At 61.7% G+C, this 19158-nt stretch carries 13 protein-coding genes; all 13 read right to left on the reverse strand.

The features are described 5' to 3' along the window. Positions 1-108: 108 nt before the first annotated feature. Positions 109-975 (reverse strand): ABC transporter permease, encoded by an 867-nt coding sequence (locus ACYZUC_RS19470; protein WP_008024502.1) that lies wholly within the window; start codon positions 973-975, stop codon positions 109-111. A gap of 20 nt (positions 976-995) precedes the next feature. Beyond that, the gene (locus tag ACYZUC_RS19475) at positions 996-1856 is read right to left on the reverse strand and encodes an ABC transporter ATP-binding protein (protein ID WP_461989749.1); all 861 of its coding nucleotides are present in this window, start codon (positions 1854-1856) and stop codon (positions 996-998) included. A gap of 5 nt (positions 1857-1861) precedes the next feature. Next, on the reverse strand, positions 1862-2887 hold the full coding sequence (locus tag ACYZUC_RS19480; RefSeq protein ID WP_008039621.1) for an ABC transporter substrate-binding protein: 1026 nt from the start codon (positions 2885-2887) through the stop codon (positions 1862-1864). A gap of 18 nt (positions 2888-2905) precedes the next feature. Next, the gene (locus tag ACYZUC_RS19485) at positions 2906-3793 is read right to left on the reverse strand and encodes a TauD/TfdA dioxygenase family protein (protein WP_461989751.1); all 888 of its coding nucleotides are present in this window, start codon (positions 3791-3793) and stop codon (positions 2906-2908) included. A 303-nt stretch (positions 3794-4096) separates the two neighbouring features. Beyond that, on the reverse strand, positions 4097-5239 hold the full coding sequence (locus ACYZUC_RS19490; RefSeq protein ID WP_461989753.1) for an alginate O-acetyltransferase AlgX-related protein: 1143 nt from the start codon (positions 5237-5239) through the stop codon (positions 4097-4099). Positions 5240-5250: 11 nt separating this feature from the next. Beyond that, entirely contained in the window at positions 5251-6666 is a 1416-nt protein-coding gene (locus tag ACYZUC_RS19495; RefSeq protein WP_461989755.1) for an MBOAT family O-acyltransferase, read from the reverse strand. Positions 6667-6684: 18 nt separating this feature from the next. Then, entirely contained in the window at positions 6685-7353 is a 669-nt protein-coding gene (locus tag ACYZUC_RS19500; RefSeq protein ID WP_461989757.1) for a cell division protein FtsQ, read from the reverse strand. Beyond that, positions 7350-7973 carry an SGNH/GDSL hydrolase family protein gene (locus ACYZUC_RS19505; protein WP_050562986.1) on the reverse strand — a complete coding sequence of 208 codons (624 nt, stop codon included), beginning with the start codon at positions 7971-7973 and terminating at the stop codon, positions 7350-7352. The genes ACYZUC_RS19500 and ACYZUC_RS19505 overlap by 4 nt, the downstream gene beginning before the upstream one ends. 54 nt (positions 7974-8027) lie before the next feature. Beyond that, positions 8028-12032 carry a cellulose biosynthesis protein BcsC gene (locus tag ACYZUC_RS19510; protein ID WP_461989759.1) on the reverse strand — a complete coding sequence of 1335 codons (4005 nt, stop codon included), beginning with the start codon at positions 12030-12032 and terminating at the stop codon, positions 8028-8030. Continuing rightward, positions 12008-13243 carry a cellulose synthase complex periplasmic endoglucanase BcsZ gene (gene bcsZ / locus ACYZUC_RS19515; RefSeq protein WP_461989761.1) on the reverse strand — a complete coding sequence of 412 codons (1236 nt, stop codon included), beginning with the start codon at positions 13241-13243 and terminating at the stop codon, positions 12008-12010. Before bcsZ ends, ACYZUC_RS19510 begins: the two co-directional genes overlap by 25 nt. Then, positions 13243-15516, reverse strand: a complete 2274-nt coding sequence (gene bcsB / locus ACYZUC_RS19520) for a cellulose biosynthesis cyclic di-GMP-binding regulatory protein BcsB (RefSeq protein ID WP_461989763.1) — start codon at positions 15514-15516, stop codon at positions 13243-13245. The genes bcsZ and bcsB overlap by 1 nt, the downstream gene beginning before the upstream one ends. Continuing rightward, the gene (bcsA, locus tag ACYZUC_RS19525; protein WP_461989765.1) at positions 15516-17738 is read right to left on the reverse strand and encodes a UDP-forming cellulose synthase catalytic subunit; all 2223 of its coding nucleotides are present in this window, start codon (positions 17736-17738) and stop codon (positions 15516-15518) included. The genes bcsB and bcsA overlap by 1 nt, the downstream gene beginning before the upstream one ends. Beyond that, positions 17735-18874 carry a cellulose biosynthesis protein BcsQ gene (bcsQ, locus tag ACYZUC_RS19530; protein WP_461989767.1) on the reverse strand — a complete coding sequence of 380 codons (1140 nt, stop codon included), beginning with the start codon at positions 18872-18874 and terminating at the stop codon, positions 17735-17737. The genes bcsA and bcsQ overlap by 4 nt, the downstream gene beginning before the upstream one ends. Between the last annotated feature and the right edge of the window lie 284 nt (positions 18875-19158).

The raw sequence follows: 19158 nt of genomic DNA on the forward strand, positions 1-19158 counted from the left end.
AGGCTCGCTCCCACAGGGGGTTTGTGTCGAACACAAAGCCTGTATCCACTGAAGATCACTGTGGGAGCGAGCCTGCTCGCGAAGAGGCCAGGCCAGACAACAAAGAACCTAACGCTGCATCCCCCACCGCTTCACCGTCACCCGCTCCAGCGAATCAAACACCAGGTTCTCCACCAGTAACCCGATCAGGATCACCACTGCCAACCCGGCAAACACCTTGTCGGTGTACAGTTCATTGCGATTCTGAAAGATGTACCAGCCCAAACCGCCCTTGCCACTGGTCGCGCCAAACACCAACTCAGCGGCGATCAGCGTGCGCCAGGCAAAGGCCCAGCCGATTTTCAGCCCGGCGAGAATCGACGGCAGCGCCGCCGGAATCAGGATGAACAACACGAAACGCATGCCCTTCAAACCATAATTGCGCCCGGCCATGCGCAAGGTTTCCGAGACGCCCAGGAAACCCGCGTAGGTGTTCAACGCCAACGCCCAGAGCACCGAATGCACCAGCACGAAAATCAGGCTGTTCTGCCCCAACCCAAACCACAGCAGCGCCAGCGGCAGCAACGCAATGGCCGGTAGCGGGTTGAACATCGAGGTCAGCGTACTCAGCAGATCGCGACCGAACTGTGTGGACACCGCCAAGGTGGTCAGGGCAAACGCCAGGACGATGCCGATCAAATACCCCTTCAGCAACACCACCAGCGAAATCCACACTTTGCCCAGCAATTCGCCGCTGAGCAGGCCGTCATACAGCGCACTGGCGGTTTGCAGAAAACTCGGCAGCAGCAGGTCGTTGTTCTGAATGCGGGCAACCACTTCCCACAGCACCGCGAGCAAAATCAGGATCAGGCTTTTGCGAATCCAGCCCTGTTGCCACAGGCGTTGACCCAGGGGCAACTCACGTTCCAGCGGTACGCTGGTCAGCGGCTGCAACACGGTTTCGAACTCTTCACGCGCAGATGATAACTGGCTCATCGGGCACTCCTCTCAATGGCTCAGTAAGCGATGCGAATGTCGGAAAAATCCAGCTCGCGCTCGGTTTCCGGTGACGGGCCTTCATCGAACAACAAGCGATGAATCCGCCGCGCCGATTCCTGAAACGCCACGCCGCCGAGGCTGTGCAAATCATATTGATGGCTGTGGACTTCCGCCCGTACCCGACCGGGATGCGGCGACAACAGCAGGATGCGATTGCCCACCACCAGCGCTTCTTCGATGGAGTGCGTGACGAACAGCAACGTGAAACGCACCTCTTCCCACAGCAGGAGCAATTCTTCCTGCATCTTGCGGCGTGTGAGGGCGTCGAGGGCGGCGAAGGGTTCGTCCATCAGGAGGATTTTCGGCTGCATCGCCAATGCCCGCGCGATGGCAACGCGAGCCTTCATGCCGCCAGACAAGGTGTGCGGATAAGCATCGGCAAACGCCGCCAGCCCGACCTTGTCCAGATAGTGCAGCGCCCGTTCTTCAGCCTCTTGGCGCTTGAGGGTTTTCGACGCCAGCAGCGGAAACATCACGTTCTGTTTGACGGTTTTCCATGGCGGCAGCTGATCGAATTCCTGGAACACCACGATCCGGTCGGGCCCCGGTGCATGGACGGTTTGCCCTTGCAGACGAATCTCGCCTTCAACGGGCTGGATGAACCCGGCAACCGCCTTGAGCAATGTGGATTTGCCGCAACCGGAAGGACCGAGCAGCACAAAGCGGTCCGCCGGGTCGATTTCAAAACTGACTTGGTGGGTCGCTCGAACCACACGCTGAGGCGTGCGGTATTCGAGGCTGACGTTGTCGACCGACAGCAGCGCCTGGGCTGCGACGTTCGGTTTGCTGACCGTGTGGCCTTGCAAAGGGGCGTTCATGTCGGTCAGCTCCCTTGCAGCGGTTTGGTGTCCTGGAAGAAGTAATCCTTCCACGAATCCGGTTTGTTTTTGATCGCGCCGACGCGGTAGAGGAACTCGGCCAGTGGATACGTGTTTTTCGGCGTGACGCTGAATTCAAACTGCGGGTTATCGATGATTTTCAGCAGCGCGGCGCGATCGATTTTGGCCTTGGTCACGCGAATGTAGGTATCGGCGGCAGCGCCTTTATCGTTCTGGGCAAATTGCGCCGCTTCGGTCAGCGCCTCGACGAAGGCCTTGTAGGTTTTCGGGTTCTCGTTGCGGAATTTCTCGGTGGCGAACAGCACCGTCGGCGAGTTCGGGCCGAGCAGATCATAGGTGTTCAACACCACATGGACGTTGGGGTTGGCCAGCGCCTGATCCTGGAATGGCGGGTTGGAGAAATGCCCGGTCAACTCGGTGCCGCCGGCAATCAGCGCCGCCGTGGCGTCTGGGTGCGGAACGGCAATGGTGTACTTGTCGAGGCGATTGAATTCCTTGTCGCCCCATTGCTTGGCGGCCGCGTATTGCAGGAAACGCGACTGCACCGACACTCCCACGGCCGGCACCGCGATACGGTCCTGCTCGGTGAAGTCGGCGATGGTTTTGACCTTCGGATTGTTGCTCACCAGGTAGTACGGGAAGTTGCCGAGGGAAGCCACGGCCTTGACGTTCTGCTTGCCGTGGGTGCGGTCCCAGATGGTCAGCAGCGGACCGACGCCGGCACCGGCGATATCAATCGAACCGGAGAGCAACGCATCGTTGACCGCCGCGCCGCCGGACAGCTGAGTCCAGTCGACCTTGATGTCGATGCCTTCCTGCTTGCCGTACTTCTCGATCAGGTTCTGATCGCGCACCACGTTGAGCAACAGGTAAACGATGCCGAACTGTTCGGCAATGCGGATTTCACCTTCGGCGTGAGCCACGGTCGGCGCCACCAGGCTGCCGGCGATCAGGCTGAAACCCAGGCCGATGGCCGCAGCCAACGGTGCAAAGGGAAGACGTTTGGACATGATTCAATCTCCGACAAATCAGAAAGGCGCGTCGCCCTGAATGGTGGTGCGATACAACTTGCGGCGCAGATGGCTTGGGCATCCGGCGGCGAGGTGGATCAGCGAACGGTTGTCCCAGAACACCAGGTCATGGGGCTGCCATTGATGGCGGTAGATGTTGTGCGGCAGCACGCTGTGGGCGTAGAGCTCGTCGAGCAGCTGCTTGCTCTCGTCGTCCGGCAAACCAACGATGCGGGTGGTGAAACCTTCGCTGACGAACAACGCCTTGCGACCGTTTTCCGGGTGCGTGCGCACGATGGGATGGACGACTTCAGCGACTTGGGCCAATTGCTCCGGCGTCAGGGTCGGACGCCAGTTGCCTTCGAACTTGGTCTCGCTGTAGCGCGCCGTGTACGAGTGCGCCGCCGAGCGACCTTTGACCGCTTTGCGCAACGCTTCAGGCAGGTTGTCCCAGGCTTTGTGCATGTCAGCGAACAGGGTGTCGCCGCCCTCGGACGGCAATTCCTGGGCGTGCAGCATCGAGCCCAGGCTTGGCAATTCTTTATAGGAGAGGTCGGAGTGCCAGAACTTGCCGGCGTCACCGAGGCCGATGGATTGGCCGTTTTCGATGATGTTGGAAACGATGAGGATTTCCGGGTGCCCGGTCAGCAGGAACTGCTTGAGCACGTGGATCTGCAACACGCCAAAACGGCGGCTGAAGTCGATTTGCTGCTCGGGGGTAATGCGTTGATCGCGGAACACCACGACGTGATGATCCAGGTGTGCGCGATGGATGCGGGCAAAGTCCTGATCATTGATCGGGCGGGACAGGTCCAGGCCGATGATTTCGGCTCCGACGGCACCGCTGAACGGGCGAATCTCGAAGGTTTGCGGTGCGATTGCAGGTGACGCAGAGACGGCTGACATAAAAAATCACTCCCACGCACGGCACGCTCAAGGGCGCGCGCGTCGATCAGAAACTCACGGAGGTCCCGTGTTGGTTCGTTTCGTGCGGCGCGCCGATTGGTCGGCAGGTACGCAGGGGAGTGACTTTATAGATATAAGAATTTAAATTTAAATACCGTTAGTGAATAACGATATGGCTTTTGAATTGTTCTGTCTGTCAGACAGCCTTCGCGAGCAAGCCCGCTCCCACAGTTAACCGAGTTGTCCCGACGGACACGGTCAAAGTGGGAGCGGGCTTGCTCGCGAAGAGGCCATAAGCCTCACTCACTTTGCCCAGTCGATCACTTCACTGTATGCCGTCTGCAAATCCCGCTCGGGGATTTCCCAGATGATCAGCTTGGGCGGCGTCTGCTTGAACGCCGGGTTGTTGAAGTAGCCGTTGGCGCCACCGGAAAATTCGCCCCCGTCCTTGGCGAAATTGCCGATCGGTGCACCCAGCGCCTGCTGCAGGAATCCCGCGAAGTTGGAGTTGCGCGAGAACGAGGTTCCGATCAGCGCCACGTTCGGCAGGTTGTCATCGCCAAACAGGTCATCGAGGTTATCGCCGCCGCTTTGCGCTGCGGCCGCTTTCTCGCTGATCCGGGTCGCCGCCACGGTTTCCGGGGCCGGTTGCAGGGTCACCGGTAGCCATTCCAGACCAGCAAGCCTGACCAGGTCGCCCGGACGCCGTGCCGGTTCTTGCACCTGCGCTTCGAAATCTTTGTGCGGCGTGGCGCTTATGCCCATGCGCTGCACCTGCGCGGCCACGGCTTTGGCCGCGGCGGCGGCGCCTGTTTCGCTCCAGTGGGTGTCTGTGCGCAGGTACGCGTCAGCGCCCAATGGTTGCAGGCTCGGCGCCAGGTCCACAGCAGCGACACCGGCCTTGTTCAGCCCATCGACCCACGCCGCAGCGCGGTCCTGCAACATCGCCGGGCGACGCAGGTCGCACAATTGCGCCCGGGCGATACGGCTCTTGTCCGGCACCACTGCCACCAGCAACGTGACGCCGCGTTTGGCCAGGCGTTGCTGAAGTTCACGCACCACGCCGGCCTTGGTGTCGGCATTGGCGCCGGCGTGACGGTTGATGCGCATCTCATCGGTCAGGAACAACCAGCCGGCACACCCCGAGCGCACCCGCGGGCCGGTATCGTGCAGCGCCAGCCAGCTTGCGCCGCGCTCCAGATTCGCCGCCTGCTCAGGCACTGACGCCTGCGACAACTGCTTGGCGATCTTGTGGGTGATGTCGCCTTCCAGTGCGGCCTGACGCGTGAGTTTTGGCGGCACGAACTCGACTTTGCCGCTCGCCAGCAGCCAGGCGCAAGAGGCGAAACCCAGCGCCAGAAAAGCCACGAACACAACGCCCGACAGCTTGCTGATGCGGGCGGTACGTTCGCAGGGTTGAGCCGGTGCGGGAGACGAAGAAGTCATGGGCGCGGTCATCAGAACTGAAAGTACAGAAAGGGTACGGCTTCACGGCTCGCGATCAACGCAAACGAAAGCAGGAACCCCGCCACCGGCCACAGAGCCGTGACCGGAACGAATAAGGCGTGACGGGCGAACCGCTGCTCGACACGGCTTTGCAGGAGCGGCGCGAGGATGCACACCACGCCGAGCAACGCTGCCAGCCCATGCACCGGGCGCAAGGTCACCGCCAGCGCATCGCCCAACGCAAAGCCATGCAGGCCAAACTGCCCGGCATACATTGTCATCGCCGAATGGAAATCCGGCGCGCGGAACAGCGTCCAGGCGAGGAACACGAACAACAGCGTCAGGCTGTGCGAGAGCAACGGTGGAATGCTTGGCAAACGGGAACGGGACCAGAGGCGATCAACGCACAATGCGACCCCGTGCGCCGAACCCCACAACAGGTAATTCCAACTGTCGCCGCCGTGCCACAAACCAGCGATGGCCATGGTCAGGAACAGATTGCGATAAGTCTTCCACGCACCGTTGCGGTTGCCGCCCAAGGCGATGTACAGGTAGTCGCGCAGCCAACTCGACAGCGACAAATGCCAGCGCCGCCAGAAGTCCTGGATGCTGCTGGCCAGGTACGGCCGGTTGAAGTTTTCCGGGAAGTGAAAGCCCAGCATCAGGCCCAGGCCGATGGCCATGGCGCTGTAGCCGGCGAAGTCGAAAAACAGTTGCAGCGAGTAGGCCAGGCAACCAATCCAGGCGTCGACAAAGGACGGGTTTTCCAGGTGGAACGCGACATCCACCAGCGGCGACAGCGTGTCGGCCACCAGCACTTTCATGCACATGCCGATCATGAATCGACGCGCACCGAGGGAGAAATTCTGCCAACTGAAATACCGCTGCGTCAGCTCCCGGCGCACCCAGTCATAACGAATGATCGGGCCGGCAATCGAGTGGCCGAACATGGAAATGTACGTGGCGTAATTGATGAAACTGCGCTCCACCGGCACGGTATGCCGATGCACATCCACCAGATAGGAAATCGCCTGCAGCACGATGAACGACAGGCCCGCCGGCAGCGCCACCCGCTGCCATTCCAGCGGCATCGCCCCGTAATACGTGATCAGCTCACTCCAGGTCCCGGCGAGGATGTTGGCGTATTTGTACCAGCACAACACCGCCGTGTTGAACACGATCAACGCGATCAACAGCCGCACTCGCCCACGGGAGCCGTCCGGTGCGCGGTCCACCAGCAGGCCGCCCACCCACGCCACAATCGTCAGCACGATATGCAGCGTCAGGAACAACGGGCTCAGCCAGCCGTAGAACAGCCAGCTGCCGAGCAACAGGATGACATTGCGCCAGGCCGGTCGGCCCAATGCGTAGACCAGCAGAAACGCTGGCAAAAACAATGTCAGGAACTCTAATGAGGCGAAGACCATGGCAGCGGATAGATCCGATCAGTGGGACAACGAGTCCGTGGCGTTCAACAGACGCGGTCCTGCGGCCGACGGCACCAACAGCACGCTGTAGCGCTCACCCGCTTTGAGTTCCCCCAGATCCAGCGGCCCGCCGACGTTGGCGTTGGCGCACACCAGTTGCACCGACAGGCTCACCGGGTTGATCGAGCGACGTTGCAAGCTGTCGACCGGCACCGCTTTGAACAGGTCCGCGGTACGCCCGGCAGGACGCAGACTGGCGTCGGCGCACGAAGCGTCGACGTTGAAGAACGCCAGCGACGCTTTCAGGCCGTTGAAGTCGTCCGGCTGTTCGCGCACGGCCACTTGCTTGATGCCAGTGCCGTCCGGCAACACCAGCACGGTCGCGAATTCACCCGGCTCGACTTTCAAATCCATGGCCAGTTTTTGCGCACCGCTGACCAGGCTGCCCTTGATCGGACTGCTGGCCTGCACCGGGAAAAACAACGATACCGGTGCGGCCACTTCAAGACGCAGCGGCGGTTGGCCGGCCTGAGCGATCACGTCCAGCGGCGCGGTGCCGGTGTTGACGAAGCGGATGAACGCCGAATCTTCGGCCGGGCCGGTGGGGTACAACGCCACTTCGGCGTGGGACAGGGTACTGATCGACAACACCGGGACGGCCGCGAGCGCCGCGAACAGCTTGATCATTTCTTGGCTTCCTTGACGGCCGGGGCTTCCAGCAGAGCCTTGCTGATGTCAGCACTCCAGGTTTTGTAGCCCGGCGCGGTCAAATGCTGACCGTCCACCGTGGCCCATTGGCCCGGCTTGGAAAACTGCAGCGAGTCGATGTAGCTGCACGGCGCCACGTTGGCGGCGAGGAACTTGGAGGTCATCTCGACCCGGGCAAACGTCTTGCCGTACTTGCCGCCTTCGGTGCCCCAGTTCGGGCCGACCCATGCGCAACGGGTGCCGTTGGCCGAGATTTCCTTGGTCAGCGCAGTGGTCTGCTGCCACAGCCAGGCTTTCGGGAACGCCGGTTTGGTGTAGCTGGCCATGGTGTCACCCATGACAATCAACACCAGGTCCGGTTTGTCGGTGGCCAGCAATTGGCTGATCGGCAAGGTCGCTGCTTTGCCGCCCAGCACCACGGTTTTTTCCGTGCCACGGCGCTCGGCGCCACCGCAGGTGCCTGGCGTGGCTTTGAGCCAGTCACCGGCGTTGGCGCCGCAAATACCCAAGGTATGCACGGTCGCACCCTGGGCAACCAGGCTGTCGTGCAGGGAGGAAATCAGATAGTCAGGCGTTGCCAGGTGGCTGTCGCCAATCATCAAAATGGTCATGCCTGCCAGAATCGATACTGCCACGGTGCAAACTCCTGCTGCTTAATTCGAATAAGGGGAACGGTAAGGGCTGACCGGCATCGCCATGCGACCGGTGAAGTCTTCAAACATGTACCGCAGGTACAAACCACCGGTGAATTGCTTGTAGTCCTGGGCGTTGTCCAGGCCGAAGCTGCCGCCCAGGAAGACGTTGTCGCCAAAACGGTACTCGGCGGCCGCATTCAGGTTGTAACCGACGCCTGTCTTGTTCTGTCCCGAGTACTGGGTCGGCACAATGATCCCGGCCGTGGCGTACTGCTGCGAAACCTGACTCAGCACGCTCTGCATGTCGTTGTCGTTCGGGAAGTACGGCGTCGCATCCTGCTCGATGTGCTGCACGCCGACCGAGCCCTTGATCGAGTAACTCAAGCGATCGGTGCGTTGCGACCAGCCGATCGGCACGCCGATGGAAAAGAAGTTTTGCGGGCTGAAGTAACCGCCGTTGCCATAGGTGAAGTTGCCCTGGTTCTTGTCGTAGCTGATGCCGGTGAGGCTCAGGCCGGCGGTCAGCTGACGGCTGTCGTCATTGAGCAAGTACCAGTAGACGCCGGTGCCGGCCTCGGCACGGCTGTTGGATTCGACATTATTGCCCACCAATTTATGCAGGCCACCGTAGCCATAGACGCCGTAATCGCCATTGTCATAGCTCAGCTGCAAACGCCCGCCATTGGCGGTGACGCCGCCCCATTCCAGGCCACTGCGGGCGTCTCGCGCACCAGCGAAAGACACAAGGCTGTCGGTCACCGGGCGCCGCGACAGGCTCAGGCCGTAGCGGAAATCGCTGCCTTCGGTGAACGAACGATCAATGCTGATACCGCCGACCACGGTGCTGTAGAGGAAACCCATGGGGCTTGCGCCCAGATCGGTTTTCAGCCCCAGCGACGGGTTCTCGTAAGCCACGGCCAGGCCGACACCCGTGTCCTTCTGACGCCCGATCGGGCCGCTGATCTGATTACGCAGGAAATCGGTCTGGACCGGGTCCGTGTTGTTCGCCAACTGGGCTTGCAACGCGGCCATCTGCTGCTCATTGAAACCACCGAAGCGCGACTTGGCAGGATCACTGATGCCACCGGCGTTCAGCGACACCGGCGTAACGCGCAGTGCCAGGCGGTCATCACCCAGCGGCACACTGATTTCCAGCGGCGTTTCGACGTCGGTGATTTTGCTCAGGCCCGACTCGCTGTCATTGCTGCGGATGGTCACGCCTTGAGTGACACGCGGGCTGCGTTCCTGATCAATCTGGTCCAGCGCACTTTGCATCGCCTGGCGGGCTTCTGCCTGCGGGTCCGTCGGCTTGGCCGGGGCCGCACGGCGAGGGTCATCGAAGCCCGTGCGCGCGGGTTGCACAGCGTAAGCGCCAGCGCTGCCATTGCTCGCCAAGGCATTCGATAGGGCCGGCTCGGCCTCATCCGCAGCCTGCGCAACCTGCACCTGCGCGGGCGCCGGAATTTGCGACAGCGTAGCCTCGGCCAGCCGCGATTGACTGCGTTGGCCGGCCTTGCCCACAAACGGGTTGGCGGCCACGGTCCCGGCAAACGGATTGGCGTCTTCCTTGCTCGGCGCTTGCAGTGCCAGGGCACGTGCATACAGCTGCGCGGCCTTGGCGTTCTTGCCTTGGGCGCGATACAGACTGGCAGCGGTGGCGAGAATCGGCGCATCGTTCGGCGCCAGTTCCAGCGCCTTGTCCATGGCTTTTTCAGCGCCGCGATAATCGCCGGATTGATTCAAGGCCTGGGCTATGCCGATCTGCAGCTGCGGATCATTCGGCGCCTGGTCGAGCAACGGTTGATACAGCTCGATGGCTTTTTTGGCGTTGTTGTTGGCCAGGTACATGCGCGCCAGCGCGCCAACCGCCAAGGGGTCGTTCGGACGCTGAGCCAGGGCCGGCGCGAGCGTGTCGTAGGCCGCCACGAGGTCGCCCTTCTCCCGCAACAGATCGGCCTGACGCACGGTGTAGAGGTACAACAATTGGTCATAACTGCGCTGATCCGCCGCCGCCAATGGCTGGCTCTGCAACTCGAGCAGGATCTGATTGACCTGCACGTCGTCACCGGTCTTCAGCAGCACGCCGGCATACGCCAGGCGCAGCGACGCCGACGGTGTGCTGCTTTGTGCCATGGCGTTGCGCAGCATCGACAACGCGTGTTCGGTATCACCGGCATCGACGTACGCCGAGGCCAGCATGCCCAATGATTCGGGTTTGCCGTTGGCGGCCAGTTCGGCACGACGCAGCAACGTGATGGCTTGGCTGCGGTCACCTTGCTTGGCCAGGGTCGAGGCCTGGCTGGCCAGGGATTGCACCTGAACCTCGTTGGCCAGTTGTTGCATCGCCGTGCTGCGCTGGCTCACCGGGATGCGCTCCAGCGTGCTTTGCGCGTTCGACCATTCGCCCAACTGGCTCAGTAGCAGTGCGCTGACGTACAGCGCATCGACGCGCTGCGGATCGGCCTTAAGAAGCTCCGCCATGGTCTGCCGGGCTTTGTCCGGGGCCTTCGCTTGCACGTACAGACGCGCCAGGTCATAGCGCGTCCAGACATTCTGCGGGTCGTTGCGCACGGCTTCCTGTTGCGCGGCAATCGCGCCGTTGAGGTCGCCGCTGCGCTCGGCATTTTTCGCCTGGCCGACCGCGACGGCGGCACGCAATGGCCGCAAATCGCCAAGACGTTTTTGCTGGGCCGGGTTCAGCCCTTCGATCATTCGTAACCCTTGGCTGGCCTGACCGTTTTGCGCCAGCACGGTGATCAGCCCCAGCAGGGCCGCAGGGTTGTCATTGTCCAGGGTCAGTGCCTGACGATAGCTCGCCTCGGCATTGTCCAACTGGTTCTGCTCCGCTTGCACACCACCCAAAGCGACATAGCCTTCGACTTGTCGCGGCTTACTGGCGATCGCCTGTTGCAACAGGCTGCGCGCCCGCACCAGATCATGGTCGGATTTGGCCTTGTCAGCCTGGCCCAGCAAATCCCAGTAGCGATTGCTCTCCAACGCCGCTTGCCAGCGCGGGTTGCCGCCACGGCCGGCGGCACGCTTGAGCAATTCATTGGCATCGCTCAAACGGCCCTGACGCTGACGGACAATCCCCAGACCGCCCAACGCGTCGGCGTCCTGCGCTTGTTCTTTGAGTCGTGCCAAAAAGGCTTGCTCGGCGACATTCAGCTGGTTGTCCTGAAGCGCCTTGAAACCGCGTGCCAGGTTCGGATTCTGCTGGGCAGCCACGGCGGCCGTGCCACGGCTGTTCATTTGCGTGCGAATCTCGGCGTCATCCGGATTGGCCTTGAGATATTCCTCGAACAGCGGGATCTCCGCCGCTCGTGGCGAACCCAGCCACACCAGACCCTCGCGCCAACTTTCGGTAGCCTCACCGCCCAGTTCGGGCAGGGTCGACAGCTGACCCAAGCGACGAATACCGTCGGTACGGGTCGCCTCGTTGCGCAGCAGCAGTTTGGCCAATACCAGTTTGACCTTGGCGTTGTCCGGGCTCTGTTGCAGCAAACGCTCCAGGCCCTGGCGCGACTCAGTCCAGCCGCCGGTCGAGTAACCGAGGTAGTTGTAGAACTCCAGGCCCAGCTCCCCTTGAGGTGCCTTGCCCGCGAAAATCTGCCGATAGATCGGCATGGCCTTGTCCAGCTCGCCCGCCGTCGCCAGCAGGCGCGCCTGCTCCAACTGGTCGAGATTGCTGCCGCTCTGCAAGGCGATGGCCTGTTCCAGCAACAACGTTTGCGACTCACCGGGATGAGACTGCTTGAGCTGGTCCAGATAGCGATTGGCGCCAGCAGGGCGGTTGGCCTTGAGCTCCAGCAAGCCCAGACCGTAAATCGCATCGGCTTGCTGCGGATCGATCAGCAGCAGTTTTTTCCAGGCTTCGGTGGCCCGAACCTGGTCACCTTGTGCCTGCCAGTATTGCCCCTGTTGCAGCAGCGCCTTGCCGGCGCCATTGAGCTCGGCAAAGCTGCTGCTGTGGATCAGGGCGGCGAAAACCCCGAAGGCTATGGCGTGACGGCGCGCTGGCATTGCTTCTCCCACATCGGTTGCAACTTCCCGTGATCAAGGAAGTGGTAGCGGTTGTCCATGTAGCCCAGCGAAAACAGGCTCAGTACAAAAAAGTAATAGGGTGGCTGCTTTGCCTGGACCGCTTCGGGGGTCAGGGTCTGGGCCATCAGTTGCTGCACGCGCAAGGCCTGTTGCTGTTGCAGCGACGGATTGCCCAGCGCTTTGAAATACGGCAGCAGCGCGGCGGAAAAACCGAAGGGGCCGGCACCGCTGCGCTGACCGCTGAGCACCTGGACTTTCTCCGGCGGCACACCGTCGGCGAGCGTGGCGGCGAGCATGCCGCCCAAGCTGCCGAGCAACGGTTTGCGCAGCGGGTCCTTGACGGGCATCACGCCCGCCCACAGGTACGTGCGGATCGCATCGTAACTGCCCAATTCACCCTTGACCGGGTCGACGATGAACTCGCCCTTGCCCGGCCCGGTGCGGCGATAACTGACCCAATCGGCAACGAAGCCTTTGTAGCTGACGGCCTTGATCAGGGTCGCGGTGTTCGTGGCGATTTCCGCCCACGGTCCGTTGCGATCGATGTCGGCGAATCGGCGCAGCACCGGAATCGGCAGGTAACTGGGGTTGAGCTGCCACAGTTCGGGCTTGTCGAGGTCGGGTTTGATAAATCCGAATTTCCCCGGCATCAGCATTTTGCCCAGCCCCGGCAGGTCCTCGACCTCCTGGGTGGCGACGTTGTGCAGGATCTGGCGCGCCGCCTGGGTGTAGGCGTCGCTCTGCCAAAGTCTTCCGGCTTCGAGCAACGCGTAGGCGAACCAGAGATCAGCGTCAGACGCCGAATTGCTGTCCAGCAGGCGCCATTGACCCTGCTCGTCCAGGCCCCAGAACCAACCCGGCAGATTATTCTTGATATCGCCTTGGGCGAGGTTGTCCTGACTCCAGCGCCACAGCTTGTCGAAGGTGACCCGATCATTCGCCACCAGGGCGAAGAACATGGCGTATGACTGGCCCTCAGACGAGCTGTGACGTTGCGGCGTGCTGGCGTCCAGCACGCGCCCGTCGGGTTGCACAAAGTGCTCGACAAACGTCTGCCACAACGGCCAGGTCGATGCCTCGCAACGTTGCGCCTGGGCGGTGGCAGGCAGCAGCCATGCCAGCAGCAGCGTCGACAGCGCGATCACGGCGGCACGACACGGGCGTTTATGGGTGAAGGCGGGCACGCTCATCACACGTCAAGACGTCGTTTGGCGCGGGCACGCAGCGACACGTACGCCAGACCACTGAGCAGCACGATGGCCAGTCCGGTCAGCGCAAACATCCAGCCCACATGCCGCGACAACATCCATTGCACGTACTTGAACGGCCCGAGATCGCCGACGTAGTACTGCTCGTCCGCCACCAGCGCTTCGATGGATTTGCCGCGAACCACCACCAGGCTGCCCTGGATCGACTGGGTGTACTCCTCGCCGCCGACCAAGGCTTTGGTCGCTTCGGTGAGGCCTTCCGGCCGGTCGCTGGCAATCACCACGACGCTGCGACCGCTCTTCAGCGGCGACTCGAAACCGGTCAAGTACGTGCTGCGCTGCCCGCCGGAAAACGCCATGGCCAGCCGTGCCTTGCGCTGGTTGGCATCCGGGTCGGGGCTGAACCAATCCCGTACACGCATGGGCAAATCGGACAGTTCGAAACGTTGCTGGCCGTCATTCCCGGCCGCTGGCAGACGGTCGGCCCACTGGGTCAGCAGCGGCTGGTTGGCACCGGACGCCAACACCAGCAGATCCTTGTCGGCAGCCGTCGCGACCTGCGCCGCTTGCGTCACCTGCACGCCGGTGGCCGGGTAGCCGGTGGACTGGCCAAACCGTCCGAGCACCGTGAGGTAGGCGTCCAGGTCAGTAGCCCCGGCGTTGTCCGGCAGCACCACGGCGGTTTGCGACAGGTCGGCAAGACGGGTGAACGGGAAGCCTGCGTCCTTGAACACGCCGAGGTTGGGCATGGCCATGAAGTGGTCGTAGCCGCGCAGGTCCAGGGTCGATTCCGGGTCCACGCTGCCCCGCATGTTGTCGATAATGATGTCGCCGCACTCGCCCTGTTTGATGTAATCGAACATGTAGCGCAGTTGCAGACGCGATTGCAGGGCGACCGAGTTCAACGGCAGGCGCACACGAACCTCGCGGGCCAGGCTGTCGTTGGTCTTCAGCGCGCTGAGCACACCGCTGTCGAGCTTGTCCTGGGACGGCAGGTTGCGAGACTGAATCAGCCCGTCGTTGAAGCTGATAATGAACGACGAGTTGGAGGATTTCTCCTGCGGGGTGTAGCGGTATTTGAGGTCCAGCGGTGCGCCTTCGTCGCGCCAGGTGAACAGGTCCGGCGGGAAATTCAGCGGCACGGTGATCTCGCCGGGGTTGTAGCCGGCGACATTCAATTGCTTGGCCGTAATCAACTCACCCAGCTTGACCGGACGATCGGTGGGCAACCAGTTCGGTGCGTCGTACGGCTTGCGTGGCTGCACGTTGTCGAGATGGTCGATCACCACGCGGCTGCCCGACAACGCCTGGCTGCCCAGCACCAACGCCGTCGCTGCGCGCTTGAGCTCGGCCCCGTCGCGGCCGGTGATCACCAGCAATTTGCCGTTCGCATCGTTGGGGTTGCTCATCAGCGTCAGGGTCGGCCCTGTCGCCGCCGGCAGTGTCAAACCACCGAGTTGCAACGCATCAGGACCACTGAGCAGCACCACGGCATTGCCGCTGGCCGGCAGCTGGTTGAAGCGCGAGGAAAACACCGCGCCGCGATAGCTGGCCTGCGCGCCGAACCACGACGACAGTGCACCGGCGGCTTCCAGGGTGCTGTTGTCGGGCGCAGCGGCAAACACAAACGGCAAGCTCAGCTGACGCGCATCCCGACGGTCGAAAAACGGCAGCGGCAGGATCGCCAGATCGTCCGGCAAGGTCAGTGGCGACACTTGGATGTCGAGCTGACTGTTGTTGCTAATCCTGGCCCACAGGCTGGAGTGCTGCGGGTCTTCGCAACTCATCGTGTAGTGGCCGACGAACTGCAGGCTCAAACGGTTGAACTCGGTGATCAGGTGAGCGGGAATCTCCACCACCTGCTTTTGCATTACCCCGGCGTTTTCCTTGGGCAATGGCAGGCTGGCAGCCACCTCATCGTTGACCATCACGTTGATCTGCGAAAGGTCGGCCAGCAGCGCAGGGGAATAGGTGTATTGCAACGTCAGATGCGCGCCGGTCACGATCGCATCGGCGCGCACGTCGAAGTTGACGCTGTCGGCGGACTCGACACCGCGCAGGGTCATCGGATAGTTCCGGCCCAGCTGCTTGAGCGTCAGGCTGTAGTTGCCGGCACCTGCCGTGGCACTGGTCGCCGGCGCCGTTTCGGCGAACGCCGTGACACCACTCCCCAACGCCAGCAAGGTGCAGGTCGCACGAGCCAGAGCGCGGCGAACACCGCGCAGGTTACCGACAGCGAAAGACTTCGAGTTCATCACTTGTCCAGAACGTTTTCTAAGAGGGGAGGGGGTGGACGACGGTTGCGCAGCCATGCCCGCGCTTCCAGGACCGTGGCCTTGAAGAGTTCGTAGATTCCACGCAGGCCAATGGCACTGACGTCACGCAACGCCACCAGCGGCGTATCGACCTGACCGCTGCCCCAGGTCGACGCCCAGGTGTCGGCGCGCGAGAAGGTCAGGCGCACCAGTTCGCTTTGCTGACGCAGCGTCAACTGATCGAACTGCGCGCCCAAAACGGTGCCGCGACTGAACACAATCACCGCCGGGAACACGCACAGGTGCTTATTGCGGAACAGCGAGATCTGCACCCGCTCGCCCTGAGGAACCGTCACCCCGTCAGGCAAACGGAAGCCCAGGCCTTTTTGCGAGAAATCCAGGGTGGTGCCTTCGATGACGCTGCCGTCGGCACGGGTCAGGCGCATCGGCAGCGCCGCCGCGACCCGCGGCTCGGAACGCATCTGCCGGGTTTCACTGGCCACCGCCACCGAGGCGCTGGTGATGATGATGTTGTAAACCGTCCAGGCCAGGTTGATCAGGATCGTGGTCGCCGCATCGTCCGCGCCCTCCATCAGCTTCACCACACCGATGATCATGCCGGCGACGTTCAAACTCAGCAGGATGATGTAGGGGCGCGCCAGCTTCCATTCGAAGTACTTCTTGTCGATGATCCCGCCCTTGTCGGTCACGTTGAAGCCGCCGAACTTGGGATTGACCAGCGCCATCAGCACCGGGCCCATGATGTACCAGGCCAGTACCGTCTCGTAGACCTCGTTCCAGAACGAATGGCGGAATCGCCCCTGAATGCTGGAGTTGGTCAGGCTGGCGTGGAGGATGTGCGGCAGCACATAAGCGGTAATCATCAAGGCCGAGGCGTGGTAGATCCGCGCGTCGAAAATCAGAAAGGCCAGCGGCGCGGTAAGGAACGCCAGACGCGGCAAACCATAGAAAAAGTGCAGCATCGCGTTCACGTAGCACAGCCGCTGACCCAGGCTGAGGCCTTTGCCGAACAGCGGGTTATCGGTGCGGAAAATCTGCGCCATGCCCCGTGCCCAGCGAATCCGCTGGCTGATGTGCCGCGACAGGCTTTCCGTCGCCAGGCCCGCCGCCTGAGGAATGGCCAGGTACGCGGTGTTGTAGCCGGCACGGTTGAGTTTGAGCGCCGTGTGGGCGTCTTCGGTCACGGTCTCGACGGCCACGCCACCGACTTCCAGCAACGGTTCACGGCGGATGACGGCACAGGAACCGCAGAAGAACGTCGCGTTCCACAGGTCGTTGCCGTCCTGTACCAGGCCGTAGAAAAGCTCGCCTTCGTTCGGCACGGAACGGAAGGTGTCGAGGTTCTTTTCGAACGGGTCAGGCGAGAAAAAGAAGTGCGGCGTTTGCAGCATCGCCAACTTCGGGTCCTTGAGGAACCAGCCGATACTCACCTGCAGGAACGAGCGCGTCGGCACGTGGTCGGCGTCGAAAATCGCCACGAACTCGCCACTGGTGACCTTCAGCGCTTCATTGAGGTTGCCTGCCTTGGCGTGGCGGTTGTTGTCACGAACGATGTAGTTGACGCCGATCTGCTCGCAGAACTCGCGGAAGTCTTCACGGCGCCCGTCATCGAGGACATGCACGCGCAGCTTGTCGCGAGGCCAGTCGATGGCCTGAGCGGCGAAGATCGTGACTTTGACGATATCCAGTGTTTCGTTGTACGACGGGATGAACACATCGACCGTCGGCCATTCACTGGGCGGGCCACTCATCAATATCGGTTTGCGGCGCAGCGGCCAGGCGGTCTGGATGTAACCGAACACCAGCACGATCATCGCGTACAGCTCGGCCATGACCAGTCCGTAGCCAAACAGCATGTCCAGCCAACCTTCGAAACCGAGGGTGGAGGTCAGCCGCCAGTACAGGTAGCGCAGGGACGCCGTCAGTGACAAACCGATCAGCACCATCACCGTCAGGCGCCCCGGAATCTTGCGCAGCACCAACGCGGTGGCGAAGCAACCCGCCGCAAAGATGCACTGCGAATACAGATCGAACGGCACCGTGATGATAAAAACAGCCAGCAGCGCGCACATCAGGGTGACGCCGAGGGTCAACGCTCGACGCAATGCCTTGGGCAAGCCGTCCACGCGATCGGACAACGCTTGCGCCCAACGCTGCGATCGGGTCGGGGCTTCGGTATCAGGAGCTGAGGCTGTAATCACGAAGCGTACGACTCCGCGATATCCATCGACTTCAACTGCGCCTTGAGCGTGTCACTCAGGACTCGCATGTCTCGGCAAGCCGGGGAAAAGCCCGATTCCAGCAAAGGGTTTTGACCGTACGCCAACGCCTCACCGATGCTGTGATCCAGCGCCACGGACCCCAGCAGATCATTACCGAGACGGCGCTTGAGCACCTCTTGCATATCCCGGCAAAACGCTCGGGAAGCGTCGAACTGATTGATCACGTAATTGCACAGCGGTGCCTGCCCCCGGGCCTTGCGTTCGTCGAGCAAGCGCTGCATCGGGTCCAGCGTCAGGAAGCACGCGGCGTCGGCGGTAACCACCACCAGCACCTGATCAGCCACCATCAAGGCCTGGTCCAGGTAAGCCGTGCGACCCGGTGGCGTGTCGAGAATCACCACGTCGTTTTCACCCAGCGCCATGTTCGCCAGCTGACGGGCCAGCCAGTATCGATCGTTTTCCAGATAGCGTTCCAGCGTCCGGCGCTCATCTTCAGTGACCGCACCATAAGGCAGCAACAATGAGCCGGCCGGCCCGGCCAACAGCAGTGAATTCCAGTTTTCACCCTGCAGGCTTGCGTTGCCCATGCCCGCCACATCCGGCTCGGCACCCAAGTGATGCTGCAAAGCATTTTGTGGATCGAGGTCGATGGCCAGCGTCTGACCGTGCTCAACCCGCAACAGGGTGGCCAGCGCCGAGGCCAGGGTACTTTTGCCAACACCGCCCTTGCCCGAAATCAACGCGATGACATGCGCTTTGGTTTTGCTCGGGCGACCATTGGGCAGCACCTGGCGCAGCGCCTCTTCGTTGCGTGCCTGTGCTTCTGCCTGACGCGCCAGCGCGACCTCGGCCAGTAAATGGCGAAGCGGCGCAGCGACCTGGGGGATTTTGGCGGGCGGCAGTTCAGCCTCGTCAGGGATCGTGCGATCGATCGGTGCGGCTTCAACCACCTCAATTGCGGCCTGAGGGGCGTCAATCACCACGGACACAGGCGTAGTCGGCACCAGCGTCAACGGCTTTTCTTTGTAGTCAAAATGGCTATCGAATTCCAGATAGCTGTCCGCACTTGCCCCGAACCTGTTGAACAGGTTCGATATATCGTCTGTACGATTCATAGACTGCCCGAGGCGCTTGCTGAGATAGAACACGAAGCTCGTGACGGTCCGTCGAGGTGAGCCACTAAAATGATATCGTCAATATTTTGAACTACACTAGCGTAATACTTAATCGCGATCAAAATTATTTTTTAATCGCCATTTTTTTGACTTGGCGCTGTTTTTTTGGCTGCTGATCTATGCATGCATTCACCGAAAAAACGGCTCGACCGGACGGCGCGCGATTATCCACTCATGCCTGAAAGGCCGCTCATTTTTGCGCCGAATGGCAGGCTCATTCAGTC

The organism is Pseudomonas sp. GT1P32 (assembly GCF_054897805.1).

Bases quoted from the DNA above. Each gene is read 5' to 3' on its own strand.
- ACYZUC_RS19470 (WP_008024502.1), bottom strand. From the start codon at position 975: ATGAGCCAGTTATCATCTGCGCGTGAAGAGTTCGAAACCGTGTTGCAG.
- ACYZUC_RS19475 (WP_461989749.1), bottom strand. From the start codon at position 1,856: ATGAACGCCCCTTTGCAAGGCCACACGGTCAGCAAACCGAACGTCGCA.
- ACYZUC_RS19480 (WP_008039621.1), bottom strand. From the start codon at position 2,887: ATGTCCAAACGTCTTCCCTTTGCACCGTTGGCTGCGGCCATCGGCCTG.
- ACYZUC_RS19485 (WP_461989751.1), bottom strand. From the start codon at position 3,793: ATGTCAGCCGTCTCTGCGTCACCTGCAATCGCACCGCAAACCTTCGAG.
- ACYZUC_RS19490 (WP_461989753.1), bottom strand. From the start codon at position 5,239: ATGACTTCTTCGTCTCCCGCACCGGCTCAACCCTGCGAACGTACCGCC.
- ACYZUC_RS19495 (WP_461989755.1), bottom strand. From the start codon at position 6,666: ATGGTCTTCGCCTCATTAGAGTTCCTGACATTGTTTTTGCCAGCGTTT.
- ACYZUC_RS19500 (WP_461989757.1), bottom strand. From the start codon at position 7,353: ATGATCAAGCTGTTCGCGGCGCTCGCGGCCGTCCCGGTGTTGTCGATC.
- ACYZUC_RS19505 (WP_050562986.1), bottom strand. From the start codon at position 7,973: ATGATTGGCGACAGCCACCTGGCAACGCCTGACTATCTGATTTCCTCC.
- ACYZUC_RS19510 (WP_461989759.1), bottom strand. From the start codon at position 12,032: ATGCCAGCGCGCCGTCACGCCATAGCCTTCGGGGTTTTCGCCGCCCTG.
- bcsZ (WP_461989761.1), bottom strand. From the start codon at position 13,243: ATGAGCGTGCCCGCCTTCACCCATAAACGCCCGTGTCGTGCCGCCGTG.
- bcsB (WP_461989763.1), bottom strand. From the start codon at position 15,516: ATGAACTCGAAGTCTTTCGCTGTCGGTAACCTGCGCGGTGTTCGCCGC.
- bcsQ (WP_461989767.1), bottom strand. From the start codon at position 18,874: ATGAATCGTACAGACGATATATCGAACCTGTTCAACAGGTTCGGGGCA.